Genomic DNA, 12,899 nt, shown 5'->3' with positions numbered 1-12,899 from the left:
TGTTACTTCCCGCCGCTGTCATCCCCAGAGCCACTGCCGTCGTCGTCGTGGTCCTCGGCGCCGTCGCGATCGTGGTCATCGAACGCGTCGATGGAGTTCTTGATGTTCTCCTCGATGGCCGAGCGGTTGGAGCTCTCGCGCGGATCCAGCCGCTGGCCGTTCGAGCCGGTGAACCACTTGGTGATGTCCACGTTCAGGGTGATGTTCTGCGCGGTGGTGCCCACGTCGAAGGCCGCCTTGCGCTCCTGCTTCTCATCGACGCTGGTGACGAAGGTGAAGTCCGCTCCGTCAATCTTGCCGTCGACGATGACCGAGGCGTCCTTCTGCACCAGGTCCGCGAACCTCGCGTCGCCCTGGGTCTTCGAGTCATCCACCTTGTGGATCTTGATCTCCAGCTTGTCGTAGTGCCCAGCCGCGACGCTCGTCTCGAGCACCTGGGAGATCTGCCCCGAGAGCGCGTCCGACGACAGGTCCACCAGGAACGGGCCCGCCTCGACCTTGGACAGGTCCTCCTGCTCCTTGGTCTCGTCCTCGCCCTCCTGCCGCAGGTCGAGCCGCGAGATGACCATCCGTACCCGGGTGATATCGAGCCCCGTGGCCACGGTCAGCGCCTGCTGCCGCGTGGTGGCAGCCCCCGTGCGAGGAGCCCCCATCCGGACACTCACTCCCACCTGATCCGTGGATCCAGAGCAAGCAACCAGCGACAGCAGCACCAGGGAACCCAGAAGCTTCTTCATGATTCTCTCTCCGTATTACGCGAGGGACCGGGCCCGGCCAGCCCGATGTTCTTGCGCTCGCGTGCCGAAGAGACCTCACGAACGTTTATTCGGCCACATCGAGGATCTTCCCCGGATTGAGGATGAGGTTCGGATCCAAAGTACGCTTGAGGGCGCGCAACAACTCCAGCTCCGCGGGTGCTCGCGTGTAGGAGAGATAGTCCTTCTTCAGCAGGCCGATGCCGTGCTCGGCGGAGATGCTGCCGCTGTACTTTCGCACCAGGGCGAAGATGTCGTGGTCGGCCTGCTTGGTGTGCGCGAGGAACTCCGCCTTGTCCATGGCGTCTGGCTTCATCACGTTGACGTGCAGGTTGCCGTCGCCGATGTGGCCGAAGAGGCAGATCTCCCAGCCCGGGTAGCGCGCGCCGAAGAACTGATCCAGCTCCGCACAGAAGGCCTCCAGCGCGGCGATGGGCAGGGCGATGTCATTCTTGTGCGGCAGGCCCGTGGCGGAGAGGCTCTCGCTGATGCCCTCGCGCAGCGCCCACAGCTCGGTGGCCTGAGAGGCGTTCTGGGCCTGCGTGCCGTCCGTCACCAGCCCGCGCTCGAAGAGCGAGCCGAGCCAGCTCTCCACCGCTGCTGCGTCCGGGGCCTCGGCCTCCATGAGTACATAGCAGCCGCTGGGGGCCTCGAAGGGCGAGCGCAGCTTGCGGTGGCGCTGCAGCCGGGCCAGGCACTTGTCCGTGAAGAACTCGTAGGCGGAGAGCGAAAGCGGCGCCTGGCGCGCGTCCCGGAACAGCCGCAGCACGGCGGCCACGTCCGGCACCGCGAAGAGGAACACCTCCTGCTTGCCCGGCAGCCGGGTGAGCTTGAGCGTGGCCTCGGTGATGATGCCCAGGGTGCCCTCGCTGCCGATGAAGAGCTGGCGCAGGTCCGCGCCCGTGTTGTTCTTCTCCAGCGCTCCGTTGAGCTCCAGCACCTGCCCCTTCGCCGTCACCACCTGGAGCCCCAGCACCCACTGGCGCGTGAGCCCATAGCGGATGACCTTCACCCCGCCCGCGTTGGTGGCGATGTTGCCGCCCACGTGGCTGGAGCCCTTGGAGGCGAAGTCCACGGGCCACGTCAGCCCATGCTGGGCGCAGTGCTGGTGTACCGCCTCCGTCACCGCGCCCGCCTGCACGCGCACCGTGTTGCCGAGCACATCCACCGGATCCATCCGGTTCATCCGCCGGAGGGAGAGCACCAGCTCGCCCCGAGCCGCCACCGCGCCCGCCGCCAGACCCGTACGCCCGCCCGAGGGCACCACCGGCACGCGGTGCGCATCACACAGGGCGAGCAACCGCGCCACCTCGTCCGTGGTGCGAGGGAAGGCAATGGCAGCCGGAGCCGGCGAGTAGACGCGCGTCCAGTCACGTCCGTACTCCGCCAGCTCTCCCGGCTCGCGGGTGAGGAAGTCTGGCGGGAAGCCCTCGGCGATGGCTCGGAGGAAGGCGTCAGGGAGCGAGGCGGTGGACATGCCCCAGGCGTATTGCACATGCCCGGTCCTGACAAGCCATACGGTGCGGCCCTGTCCAGCGCCCTGGAGCGCGGCGGCTCAGGGCACCATCAATGCTGCCAGCTTGCTCGCCAGTTCCGCCTCGGTGCGCAGCGGATCATCGTTCAGGGCCTCGGCCTCCGAGTGCAGCAGCGCCGCCGTCCGATCCGCCACCTCGCGGGCCGCGGCATTCTCACCCTTCTGCCACTGGTCGCAGGCCTTCCGAGCCCCCAGGATGAAGTTCGTCAGCGCCACCGCCTTGCGCACCGTGCGCTGCGAGTACCAGGTCGACGTCGAGCTGAGCGGCTCGCTGCCCTCGTACCTCGCGGTGAGGGAGACCGTGGGAGGAGCCTCGCCCGCCGCGGGCTGGAAGGAGAACCCGTCCGCCACCACCGGCTGCCCCGGCTGCACCTCTCCGGTGCCGGTGAGGCGCGCGACGATGGCGCCTCGGCGGCGGGACAGGAAAACGGTGGCCACGTCCAGCGTGGCCGAGCTCGCGCCAGGGTCCACGCCCGGCACGCCGTACACCGCCTCCACCCGGAAGCCCTCGGCCGGGGTGAGCGCCATGTGCAGATCGTAGGCGATGGGCGTCACCAGGAAGTCGAAGTCCTCGTCGAACACCTGGCTCGTCCGCTCGGGGCTGCTCAGGTAGAAGGCGTTGGCCCCGCGCACGGCCGAGACCTTCGTGACGAACTCCTGTCCGAAGACCTCGTTCACCCCGAAGAGGGTCATGTCCCGGCCCTGCTCGGAGTTGCTGCGCAGCAGGTCCATGAACTCGCCCTCGCCCGTGGCGCCCACGTTCGGCATCGCGTCCGTGAAGAGGAAGAGCCGGCGGGCTCGGGAGTCCTCCACCGGCCTCGTGGCGAGCTGCTTGAAGCCCTCGCGCAAGCCACACTCGATGCAGGTGCTTCCATCCGCCTGGATCTTGTCGATGGCCTTCAGGAGCGCGGTGTGATCCCCGGCGCGCGTCTGCTTCACCAGCGTGTCGACATCGTCGTCGAAGATGACCAGGGAGAAGGTGTCGTTCTCGTCCAGCTTCTCCACCAGCTTGCGCGCGGCGTCCTTCACCGCCTCGATCGACGCCCCGGTCATGGAGCCGGAGTGGTCGATGACCAGCGCCACATCGAGCGGCTTGCGGTGGAAGGTGGCCGGATCCACGTTGGAGGAGAAGCCCACCTGCACGAACAGCTCCTGGCGCCCCGTGTCGATGGCCGGCGCGATTCCCACCGCGGTGCGCAGGCACAGCACCTGATCACAGTCCGAGCCCTCCAGCGGGAGATCGTGCTCGGAGTAGAGGCCCTCGGCGACGAAGTCCTCCGGTGCGGGGACCCGGCCCTGGGCGATCTTCGTCCGCGCCAGTGCGATGTCCTGCGTACCGCCGGGGGTGGCTCCGTAAGCATCGAAACCACCCGCCGTTCCCGGTACGCCACAGCCTGCCAGCGAGAGCGCCGCCAGGAACGCGACGAGGAGCCTTCGAGTCATGTCTTCCTCCGAGGAGTCAGGGGTGCACGCGCCGAAGCAAGCTTCGTTCCCACCCGAAGCCCTTGATTTCACATTGCGGAGGCGCCCGTGGGCACTGCCCTCCCTGACAGCCGTGTCAGTGTCTGGGCCCGAGGGTGGCTTCCCGTTCAAGAGGTGACGGGTGCGCCGAGGGATCACGTAGCCGCCCGGACATTCGCTCCCAGCGCGGCTCGGGAGTTGGGAGCGGACTGCCTATCTTGTCGAGGCGCGACGCCTTGGGCGTCCGCTGGGGGCTGCATGGACGCGCTGCGAAAACCCTTCTTCATCGTGTCGCTGGTGTGCCTGGTGCTCGCGGTGCTCGCCGAGGTGGGCTCTCCCCTCCTGCTCCCCACGAAGGAGCCGGATCCCAATCTGCTGCAGGCCTCGATCAATGAGCAGGGGGCGCAACAGGACGTCAAGCTCAACCAGGTCCTCCAGCTCCACAAAGACAACCCGCCGAATCCCGGACTCGGTATTCCCTACCTCGCCCTGCTGGACGGGCTGCTGCTGCTCACCCTGGCGCTGATGGGCGCCAGCCTGATCATCCCCGAGCGGGTGCACGGTCGCGTGCAGGGGCTGGTGACGCTCATCGGCTCGGTGGTGGCGCTGCTGGCGGGGTTCGGGATGCTGTTCGCGGCGATCGGGTTGCTGCTCCTGATGGTGGGGCTCTTCACCGCGGTGCCCTTCGGCACCATCGCCTATCTGGCGGTGTGGGGCTTCTTCAACCGCGGAGGCGCCGCTGGCACGCTCGGCCTGCTCATGTTCCTCAAGGTCGTCGCGGCGGTATGCCTGGTGCTCGCTCACCAGCGCTTCCTTCAGAACAAGGGGCTGGTGCTGCTGGTCCTCACCTCGCTGCTGGCGACCGCCATCGTCAGCTTCCTGCACGGCCTGGTGCCCATCATCCTGGTGAGCATCACGGATGCGCTGGGAGCCATCGTCGTCTCCGTGCTCGCGCTCATCTGGGCCGTGGTGCTGGCCATCGGCGCGCTCGTCTCCATCGTGAAGGTGCTGAAGCTCACGCGAGTGGCGGCATAGAGCTCACTGCAGCCGCACCTGGCAGAGCCCGCCGCTGACGGCGCTGAGACACTTGATGTTCAGCTCGCCGCCCTCCTTCATTACGTCGAGCTTCTTGGATCCCTTCAGTGGATCCTCCGAGACCGGGAGCCCGGGCTGGGTCTTCGGCGTGAAGTTCAAGGAGACACTGCCCGAAGCCGGAGCCACCTCCACCGTACGCCCGCGTGCCCCCGCCTCCTTGATGGTCACCCGGCAGGAGCTTCCCTGCGGCACGGCCAGTACCCCGCTCGTCAGGGTGCAGTCGGCTTGCAGCTCCTCCGGCTTCACCGGACGCGGCTTCATGAACCGATCGCGCAGCCGCTGGAACTCCGCCGTCAACGTGGAGGTGCGGCCCGCTCGGAAGTTGTCCGTCGCGCCCAGGCCCAGGCCCAGCACGTAGAGGGCGACGCAGGCGAAGACCGCCAGGATGAGCACCACGGTGGAGGGCTTGATCTCAGGCATGGGCGCACCCAGGTGGCGCGGTGTTGGCTATGGGGTCTTCCTCGGGACGAGGATCACGCCCCGGTTGGGCTGTGCCCTGATGATCTCTTCGTTGACTCGGGGAAGCAGGGTGATCGGGACGCACGACCCGTTGAGGCAGGAGGTGAAGGCAGGGCAAGCGACGGGACACCGGATCGGAGCTGGCTGGCACGTCCCATTCAGGCAGAACCCGGAGGCGCAGACGCCATTGCTCGTACAGGCCTGGGCGTTGGGGAGCAGGCACAGCTTGCTGGCCTGGCACTCCGTGGGCGGACGGCACTCCGCGCTGCTGTCGCACTTGCCATCGTCTCGCATGCACTTGTTGTCCTTGCAGTAGAGGCTCGTGCACTGGCCGTCTCCCGTGCAGGACTCGCCCGGCCCCAGCAGGCATGTACGCGCTCCCAGCAGCGGGATGCACTTCTGTCTCGCCGGGCAGCTGTCCCCTGCGCCGCAGTTGCGTCCCAGCTCGGCCTCCGCGCACTTCCCCTCCGAGCACCGTCCGGAGAGGCACTGCTTGTTCTCCTTGCAGCCCTTGAAGCCATCCTCTCCCAGGCACACGCCCTTGTCCGCGCCCGAGCACGCCAGGCCCTTGCCGCACTCGGTCCCCTTGCAGGGCTCGCCCAGATCGGGGCCGCCCCGGCTCGACAGGACCGCCACCACGGCGCCTACGATGATGAGCACCCCCGCCGCCAGCGCGACGATCCACCAGGGGAACGGCTTCTTCGTCACGGGAGCCGCCTCGGGGACGATGAAGGCCACCGTGGGCCCCTCCGCGTACTGCTCGTCCGGGTTGGCCACGTTCGTCACCAGCAGGTGGAACGTGTAGCGGCCCGGCGGCGTCCCCGGCGGTATCTGGAACTTCACCGTGAACTGCTGCGTCCCATCCGGCGCGAGATCCCTCTCCGCCCCCCCGGAGACGCTCACCCACTCGGGGCGGCCTTGTCCCGCCATCATCACCGCGGCCCGCACACGGACTGGGACTCGCAATGCGTTGGACACGGTGAAGGCCAGCTCCCCCTGCCCCGAGGCGTTCAGGTTCACTGATTCCGTGGCGGCCGTGATGTCGAAAGCGCGTGGCATCAACTCGCTCCTGGCTGCGGGGGCTGCATGAACTGCAGCTCGTAGGTGACGTAGGCGGGCTTCTCCAGCTCGATGATCCGCTCCAACATCGGCCGGTGTGGCGCCAGCTCCGCCGAGGCGCGCACTCGAATGTGGAAGGGCCGGGGCCGGCCGCCGGGACCGGGCACCCGCTCGTCCAGCTCGAAGTCCTTGCGGCCCGTGGCGGTGGACAGGAACAGCAGCAGCCCGCGCGCCGTGCCTCGCCAACGGGACAGCTCGACTCCCGCCGCCACCAGCTCGCGCAGGCGCCCCAGGCCCGTCGTCACCGGCAGCTCCAGGTCCACCCAGCGCGCGAGGAAGGGCACGAAGCGATCCGGCGCCCGCCGGGGATCAAAGAGTGCGTCCAGCTCCTCGAGCGTGGCCTCCGAGGGCGCGTGGAGCACGTCCATGACTCCGAGCAGCGCCAGGAGCGGGCTTCCCTCGCGGGCGGTCCGCTGGAAGACGCCGGGCAGCAGGCGAAGGATCTCAGCGCTCCTCATCGTCCGTCACCACCTCCAGCTCGTGAGAGCCGGAGCAGAGGAGCCAGGTGGGCGGCAGCGTCACCTTCTCGGTGAACTCCCGCGTGGAGCAGGGCTCGTACCGCTCACTGTTCGCGGGCCGGCGGAAGACACCGCTCGGGCCTCCCGCGAGCAGCGGAGTGCCCTCGGGCGCCGTGGCCAGCGCGTGCACGGGTTGAAAGAGGCGCTCGGCCTCTCGGAGTGGCAGGCCGCTGCCCACGTCCGGCCGCTGCCACTGGGTGTTGGGGCGGCTCGCGTCCTGCCACAACACTCCCGCGCGGTGCGAGCCGGCGTACACGGTGGAGCCCGCGAACGCGAGCGCCAGGCAACTGCCTCCGTCCCAGCCCTTGTCGTAGGCGCGCCACCCGTCCGGCGAGTCCGCGTTGCCCAGCAGCTCGCGGCTCAGGCAGCCCTTGCCGGGATCCGAGCCGCTCGCCGCCGCCAGCCCCGCCCAGAGGAACGCACGCGGCCCATCCCGCTGCACCTCCAGCACGCGCACGTCCTGCCCGCGCAGCCCGAAGGGACGGAAGCTTCCGCCCCGGCCGCCGGTGCTGGAGAGGAACACGCCGGCCTGTCCCATTGCCGAGACCGCCACGCTGGTCCCACCGCGCACATCCGAAGCGGCGGCCACCGCGAAGAAGCCCAGGTCCTGGTTGCTCGGATCCACCAGCACCTGCAGCGGCGTGGCGCCGGGCTTGATCGCCAGCTCGAAGAGGCCCACGCGCGTGGCGATGAGCAGCACGGGGACGCCATCGCTCAGCGTCCACGCGAGATCCTCCACGGCGTCCAGCGTGTGCGTGGCCTGCTCCCACGTCTCTCCGCAGTCCGTGGAGATGTGCACGCGCGAGCGTTGCTGCCCGTCCCCGGCAAGCTTCCCCGTCACCGCGACCAGGCCCGCGCGGTTCGGGTGCGCCTCCACCGCATCCACCTGCTCGCCCGGGAAGCGCCCCGCGGGCTCCCAGCCGTCTCCGGCGTTCACCGAGCGGAACAGCGTCTCGCCGCCCCCCGCGTAGAAGGTGCGCGGCTGGAAGCTGTCCGCGGCCAGGGTGCGAACCTCCTGGGGCACCTCGTCCACGCGCAGCCTCACGCGGTCCACGAAGCTGACGCCCGGCTCGGACAAGAGGATGTCGTAGACATGCGAGGCCCGGAGCGCCTGGCCGAAGCCCCAGCCTCCGGGGCGCAGCGCGGAGGGCAACGGCGTGAGCGTTCGATAGAGCCGCTCCAGCAGGCGCTGCCGCAGGGCCTCCGCATCCTCCGCCCGGTGAGCCACCACCCGCGCGAGCACGCTCAACACCTTGTAGCGCGCCCAGTCCACCCAGCACTCCGTGCCCAGCGGACGGCGCTCCTCCAGCTCGTGTTGGATCCGAGCCCGCGCCTCTTCTGTCTCGTGCTGGCGAAGCGCTGTCACCGTCACGCCCTCGCCGTAGCGGCCCTGCACCTCCGGAGGCAGGTGAGGGACCAGCAGCACATCCACCGTCCCCGCGGGCGCGTGCGCCCAGATCTGCGCGAGCGTGACGGCCTTGGCGCGCGCCACCGCTCCCGAGGCGCGCAGCGCGAGCAGCTCGAAGTCCTCCGCCGTGATGGCCCGCCGCAGCGAGTGCAGCTCCTGCGGCCCACGCACCAGCGCGTTCTCCACCGTCTCCGCGGGCCGGCCTCCCACCGCGGGCTGGGGGTTGGTCACCTTCACGCCGGGGATGGGATCCTTGAGCACCTCCAGCGTGTTCGCGGCGACGTTGCCCGCGGCCCCTCCGCCTCGCCGATACCAGAGCCGGATGGCTCGCCCGGCTTGGGGGATGGCCGCCAGCGCTCGCGCCTCGGTGAGCGCGCCATCCTCTCCGGTCATGCGCGCCGCGGGCGCAAAGGTGATGGTGCCCGTCATCCGATCGACCACGTAAGCGGGCTCGTCCGGAGCGAGGTAGGCGAAGTCATCCACCTCGCGCCAGATGCGATACGTGCGGCCCTCGTGCTGGCGTGCGGGGGCCCGGCCATCCAGCTCGCCGGGCGCGGCCTCGACCCCCACCACCAGATCCAGCGAGTCCCCCGTGGGCGCGACGATGGGAGGACGCCGGGCCCGAACGGTCAGACCCGGTTGACCGGTGCCCTGCCCCGCGAGCTCCGCGTCCACCTGATCGCAGTGGTAGGCCCGCACCTCCACCTCGGTCTTCCCCGCGAGGATGCGAGCCGCGTCCGCGGTGAGGAAGATCACCGGCTCGGTGCCCGCACCCGCACGCGCCAGGGTGACGCGGGTACCCCGAGGAATGTCCACGGGGCGCTCGGCCGGGCGGCTCACGCTGAAGCTCAGCGCCACGGACGCGGCGGCCGGAGGCTGGAGGCGCACGCCCAGCAACCGGAGGAACTCCACGTAGGCCTTCTCCGGCAGGCGGTTGAGCCGGTAGAGCATCGTCTCCGTCAGGTGAGCGAAGGCCTCCAGCAACACCATGCCCGGATCGTGAGGACTCAGATCGGTCCACTGCGGACAGGCCTGGGTAATGTGGGCCCGCGCCTGCTCGAGCAGTTGCTGGAAGGTCCGATCATCCAACTGTGGAGACGGGAGCGACATCAGCGAGCACCTCCCGCAAGCGTGAAGGGATACACGAGCCGCTCACTGCGCTGCGTGGCGCGCACCCGGTACTCCACCGAGACGTCCAGCCGCCACGCATCCTCGGGGCTGCGGCCCGCGTCCACGTGGAGGAGCTGGATCCGCGGCTCCCAACGCTCCAGCGCCCGGCGCACGTAGTAGATCGCCAACCCCGCCGTGGTGTCGTCGTTGGGCGAGAAGGCCAGCCGGTGCAGCTCGCAGCCATACTCGGGGCGCATCACGCGCTCGCCCGGCACCGTCGTCAGCAGCAGCAGCACGGCCTGACGGACGGCGGCGTGCTCTTCCGCCATCTCCACGGCCCCCGTCGGGGCGATGTGCAGGCCCGGGGCCTCCTCGCCGAAGTCGAGGTCCGGGTGCAGGAAGCGCCAGGCGCGATACCGGTGCGTGTTCATCCCGCCTCCGTCACCAGCGTCTGCCCAGGAGCATTCACCTTGTACTCGACCACTCCGGGAGGCGTTCCATCCGTCAGCCCCTTCAACGAATCCAGGCAGACGGGCCGGCCGTCGATGCGGATCAGCGAGGAGTAGCCGACCTTCACCGCCAGCGTGTTCGTGCAGGGCTTGATGGTGGGGCCAATGTTGGGACACCCGGCGATGGGCCGCCCCTCCGGATCCGCCTGCACGAGCACCGGGCGCCCCTCCACCGTCACCCAGGACTGCGAGGCCACGAGCCCCACCTTCCCCAGCTCATGGGCGCACACCACCAGCGCGTCGAGGGTCAGGAAGCGCATTCAGCCTCTCCGGAAGTCGATGGATTGCCCGCGAATGACCACCGGCTGGCCGGGGGCCTCTATGTCCAGCGCCACCTTCGAGTGCAGGCGCACGCCGGAAGGAGTCAGCTCCAGGTAGCTGCCCGTCCCGTCCTCCACTCGCAGGGTGCGGCCCGTGTCATCCAGCACGATCTTGTGTCCCCCCGCTGTCCGAGCCGAGTAGCGCCGCACCGCACCGCCATCGACGCCCGGATCCGTGGGAGCCTGGTCGCCGAAGAAGCCGCCCAGCACCATGCCCCGAGCGGGATCTCCGTCCGCCAGGACGAGGAGCACCTGATCGCCCACGTCCGGCAGCATCACCAGCCCCCGCCCCGAGCCAGCGCCCAGGCAGAGCACCTGCATCCACTCCGTCTCCACGCCGCCATACGCGGGCAGCGTGGCGCGCACCCGGCCCAGGCCATCGGGATCATCCACGCGGCTCACCACGCCCAACGTCGCGGCCGAGGAGCGCGACCGGTTCCTGCGCGGAGGCGGCGCCGAGGACAGCTCGGAGACGAACCCCCGCTGCGCATCCAGCGCGTGGGTCACGGCGGTGAGCACATAGCGCCCGGACACCGCGGGGGTGATGCCGCGCACCTCCACCCGTGCTCCGGGACGCAGCCGCGCATCGCCTTCCGCCAGCGCCGTGAGCACCACCTCTCGCGCGGTCCGGTGATCCAGCTCCGCCTGAGCCGCGGCCTCGGTGTGGGCATCTGCCTCCGCCAGCTCGTTGACGAGGGCGCGCTCGCCTGGGCTTCCCAGCAGTGAGGGAGGCGCTTCCACCTCCACTCTTCGTCCCTGCCGGGCCTGAGAGGCCCGCGCCGAGTGGTGCCGTGCGAGGAGCGGATCCCAACCGTCCGCCGAGACCACGCGGCACGCGGGATCTCCATTCACCTCCACCGTGGCCTCCAGGAGCGACTCGCCGAGCAGCAACGGCATCGGTTCGCCTTCTCCCTCCAGCGTGAGGAGCCGCAGTGCACCGTCTCGGAGCACCAGGTACACGCCGCAGCGGTCCGCCAGCTCGGCCAGGAAGTCGAGATCCGACTGCCCATGCTGCACGAGCTGCCGCCAGAGCGGCCCCGGCGTGGCGGCGTCCACCGAGAGGCCGAGGTCGGCCACCAGCTCCCGAGCCACATCTCGCAGCGTCACCTGCACATGCGCCCGCACCGGCTGGCGCTTGCGCAAGCGGTGGAGCAAGTCGTAGCCGCGCACGCGCACCTCCCGCGTGCCACCGGCGACATGGGCGTATTCGATCGCCGTCACCTCACCGGTGAACAGGGGTTCCACCTGGGCCGCGGTGGAGACACGCAACGAGGTGCCAGGAGCCACGCCATTGGATGCGAGCGCGCCTCGCGGATCGACGAAGCTCAGCTCACACAGCGTGGGCAGGGACAACCGCTGTTGCACGCGCACCGTGCTCAGGCACCGCAGCTCCGCGGGCTGGAGCGCCGTCCCTCCCAGCTCGACCGTCACGGCCGGCAGTCCGCGAAAGCGGCTCATGAGCCCCTCCGCAGCGCGCTGGCCGAGGGCAACCGGAGCACCGTCCCCGCCGGGACATGCATCGGATCGGCAATGCCATTGAGCGAGGCGACCAGCCGCCAGAGCGAGGAATCTCCATAGAGCTGGTGGGCAATCTCATCGAGGCGCTGCCCCGCCACGGGCGGATGTCCTGGCGAGCCCCCCGCCCCCACGATCTCGTGAGCCTCGAAGGACTCTGGAGGAAGCTGCTCCGTCACCTGCTCGGCGGTGAGTCCGGCGGGCACGGGGGGAGCCTCGGTGGACTCGGAGAGGGTCTCCTCCAGGCGCACCAGACGCATGCGCATCCACGAGCGTCGCGGCGCCCCCGAAGCGGTGAAGTGCTCCAGCCGCTCGGCGATGGAGGCCACCACGGCCGGCTCGTTGAGCCGCTTGCCCCACACGAGCCGCACCCGGGGAGGACGGCCGAAGCCTCCCTCCGCCACGCTGTTCTCCGCGAGCCGCCAGAGCGGCTGGGTCAGGTCCCGCACATCCTCGGTCTGCACGGAGGAGCCCAGCAGGGACACGTCGAAGAGCAGCTCCAGCAGCAGCTCGGTGGTCCCCCCGCCGGTGAAGAGGAGCGGCTCGTCCATGGAGCCGCCTCCGGCCACGCCTCCGCTCAAGGCGCGTCTCGGCCGGAGGCCCGCGGTACGGCGCACCACGAGCGTCTCGGGATTGAGGAGGGCGCCGATGCGCTCGCCGCTCGGCTCGAGGAGAAAGGCCACGCGCTCCATCACTCGCCTCGCTGTTCACGGTCGAGCCGGCTCAGCCGCTCCCACTGGAGCAACAGAGACGACGCTTCCGGCGACTCGGTGACGGGAGCCTGGGGAAGCTCAGGCCAGGGCCTGCTCGGCTGGGCCTCGGAAGCCTCGAAGGAGCCGTTGAGAGAAGGCTTCGGCCCGGGCCCGGATTCTTCTGGGAGCTCCGGCCAGGGGTAGGGAATCAACGGCGACAGCTCCTCTCCGGGTGCCAGCTCGGGCGCGGAAGAAGGCTTCGCCACGGGCTCAGTGCCCCAGGGAGAGGACGCGCCGCGAGGCTCCGCAGCGGCCATCGAAGGAGAACTCGGCTGCCAGGAGCCCAGCTCCGCGGGAGCCGGTGTCTGGGGCGGGACTGGGGCGGCTGTTTCTGGGGGCCTCGG

Annotated in this window: 13 protein-coding genes; 1 reads left to right on the top strand and 12 read right to left on the bottom strand. The window is 69.8% G+C overall.

All coding sequences use genetic code 11. From position 1 onward, the window contains the following. Positions 1 to 2 precede the first annotated feature (2 nt). From ACJ8AT_RS11365 to ACJ8AT_RS11355, 3 genes are all read right to left on the bottom strand, one after another. A complete protein-coding gene (locus tag ACJ8AT_RS11365) occupies positions 3 to 737 on the bottom strand; it encodes a hypothetical protein (RefSeq protein WP_407737701.1) in 735 nt (244 codons plus the stop codon). Positions 738 to 822: 85 nt separating this feature from the next. After that, positions 823 to 2,232: an FAD-binding oxidoreductase gene (locus tag ACJ8AT_RS11360; RefSeq protein ID WP_407737777.1), complete on the bottom strand. Its 1,410-nt coding sequence runs from the start codon at positions 2,230 to 2,232 to the stop codon at positions 823 to 825. A gap of 78 nt (positions 2,233 to 2,310) precedes the next feature. Further along, complete coding sequence (locus ACJ8AT_RS11355; RefSeq protein WP_407737700.1) at positions 2,311 to 3,732, bottom strand: vWA domain-containing protein; 1,422 nt, start codon at positions 3,730 to 3,732, stop codon at positions 2,311 to 2,313. A 276-nt stretch (positions 3,733 to 4,008) separates the two neighbouring features. Here ACJ8AT_RS11355 and ACJ8AT_RS11350 point away from each other — a divergent pair, with 276 nt between their 5' ends. Beyond that, entirely contained in the window at positions 4,009 to 4,785 is a 777-nt protein-coding gene (locus tag ACJ8AT_RS11350) for a hypothetical protein (RefSeq protein ID WP_407737699.1), read from the top strand. A gap of 3 nt (positions 4,786 to 4,788) precedes the next feature. On the opposite strand, the gene ACJ8AT_RS11345 is transcribed toward ACJ8AT_RS11350, so the two are convergent. The 9 genes from ACJ8AT_RS11345 to ACJ8AT_RS11305 are packed head-to-tail and all read right to left on the bottom strand — an operon-like array spanning position 4,789 to position 12,761. Further along, positions 4,789 to 5,265, bottom strand: coding sequence for a hypothetical protein (locus ACJ8AT_RS11345; protein ID WP_407737698.1), 477 nt, complete (start codon positions 5,263 to 5,265; stop codon positions 4,789 to 4,791). Between the two features lie 27 nt (positions 5,266 to 5,292). After that, positions 5,293 to 6,363, bottom strand: a complete 1,071-nt coding sequence (locus ACJ8AT_RS11340) for a hypothetical protein (protein ID WP_407737697.1) — start codon at positions 6,361 to 6,363, stop codon at positions 5,293 to 5,295. Continuing rightward, a complete protein-coding gene (locus tag ACJ8AT_RS11335; protein ID WP_407737696.1) occupies positions 6,363 to 6,881 on the bottom strand; it encodes a phage tail protein in 519 nt (172 codons plus the stop codon). Before ACJ8AT_RS11335 ends, ACJ8AT_RS11340 begins: the two co-directional genes overlap by 1 nt. After that, the gene (locus tag ACJ8AT_RS11330; RefSeq protein WP_407737695.1) at positions 6,868 to 9,459 is read right to left on the bottom strand and encodes a putative baseplate assembly protein; all 2,592 of its coding nucleotides are present in this window, start codon (positions 9,457 to 9,459) and stop codon (positions 6,868 to 6,870) included. Before ACJ8AT_RS11330 ends, ACJ8AT_RS11335 begins: the two co-directional genes overlap by 14 nt. After that, complete coding sequence (locus ACJ8AT_RS11325) at positions 9,459 to 9,890, bottom strand: GPW/gp25 family protein (protein ID WP_407737694.1); 432 nt, start codon at positions 9,888 to 9,890, stop codon at positions 9,459 to 9,461. The genes ACJ8AT_RS11330 and ACJ8AT_RS11325 overlap by 1 nt, the downstream gene beginning before the upstream one ends. After that, complete coding sequence (locus tag ACJ8AT_RS11320; protein ID WP_407737693.1) at positions 9,887 to 10,228, bottom strand: hypothetical protein; 342 nt, start codon at positions 10,226 to 10,228, stop codon at positions 9,887 to 9,889. Before ACJ8AT_RS11320 ends, ACJ8AT_RS11325 begins: the two co-directional genes overlap by 4 nt. Then, complete coding sequence (locus tag ACJ8AT_RS11315; protein WP_407737692.1) at positions 10,229 to 11,746, bottom strand: phage baseplate assembly protein V; 1,518 nt, start codon at positions 11,744 to 11,746, stop codon at positions 10,229 to 10,231. It abuts the gene before it with no gap. Continuing rightward, the gene (locus ACJ8AT_RS11310) at positions 11,743 to 12,486 is read right to left on the bottom strand and encodes a hypothetical protein (RefSeq protein ID WP_407737691.1); all 744 of its coding nucleotides are present in this window, start codon (positions 12,484 to 12,486) and stop codon (positions 11,743 to 11,745) included. The genes ACJ8AT_RS11315 and ACJ8AT_RS11310 overlap by 4 nt, the downstream gene beginning before the upstream one ends. Positions 12,487 to 12,494: 8 nt before the next feature. Further along, positions 12,495 to 12,761, bottom strand: a complete 267-nt coding sequence (locus ACJ8AT_RS11305; RefSeq protein WP_407737690.1) for a hypothetical protein — start codon at positions 12,759 to 12,761, stop codon at positions 12,495 to 12,497. Between the last annotated feature and the right edge of the window lie 138 nt (positions 12,762 to 12,899).

Origin of the sequence: Hyalangium sp. (genome assembly GCF_045802625.1) — a bacterium.
GTDB lineage: Bacteria > Myxococcota > Myxococcia > Myxococcales > Myxococcaceae > Hyalangium.
This window is presented reverse-complemented; position numbering and strand designations above follow the sequence as displayed.

What these genes read in the sequence shown, in the direction of transcription:
- ACJ8AT_RS11315 (WP_407737692.1), bottom strand. Translation starts at nt 11,746, where the DNA reads ATGAGCCGCTTTCGCGGACTGCCGGCCGTGACGGTCGAGCTGGGAGGG.
- ACJ8AT_RS11365 (WP_407737701.1), bottom strand. Translation starts at nt 737, where the DNA reads ATGAAGAAGCTTCTGGGTTCCCTGGTGCTGCTGTCGCTGGTTGCTTGC.
- ACJ8AT_RS11360 (WP_407737777.1), bottom strand. Translation starts at nt 2,232, where the DNA reads ATGTCCACCGCCTCGCTCCCTGACGCCTTCCTCCGAGCCATCGCCGAG.
- ACJ8AT_RS11340 (WP_407737697.1), bottom strand. Translation starts at nt 6,363, where the DNA reads ATGCCACGCGCTTTCGACATCACGGCCGCCACGGAATCAGTGAACCTG.
- ACJ8AT_RS11325 (WP_407737694.1), bottom strand. Translation starts at nt 9,890, where the DNA reads ATGAACACGCACCGGTATCGCGCCTGGCGCTTCCTGCACCCGGACCTC.
- ACJ8AT_RS11355 (WP_407737700.1), bottom strand. Translation starts at nt 3,732, where the DNA reads ATGACTCGAAGGCTCCTCGTCGCGTTCCTGGCGGCGCTCTCGCTGGCA.
- ACJ8AT_RS11320 (WP_407737693.1), bottom strand. Translation starts at nt 10,228, where the DNA reads ATGCGCTTCCTGACCCTCGACGCGCTGGTGGTGTGCGCCCATGAGCTG.
- ACJ8AT_RS11345 (WP_407737698.1), bottom strand. Translation starts at nt 5,265, where the DNA reads ATGCCTGAGATCAAGCCCTCCACCGTGGTGCTCATCCTGGCGGTCTTC.
- ACJ8AT_RS11330 (WP_407737695.1), bottom strand. Translation starts at nt 9,459, where the DNA reads ATGTCGCTCCCGTCTCCACAGTTGGATGATCGGACCTTCCAGCAACTG.
- ACJ8AT_RS11350 (WP_407737699.1), top strand. Translation starts at nt 4,009, where the DNA reads ATGGACGCGCTGCGAAAACCCTTCTTCATCGTGTCGCTGGTGTGCCTG.
- ACJ8AT_RS11335 (WP_407737696.1), bottom strand. Translation starts at nt 6,881, where the DNA reads ATGAGGAGCGCTGAGATCCTTCGCCTGCTGCCCGGCGTCTTCCAGCGG.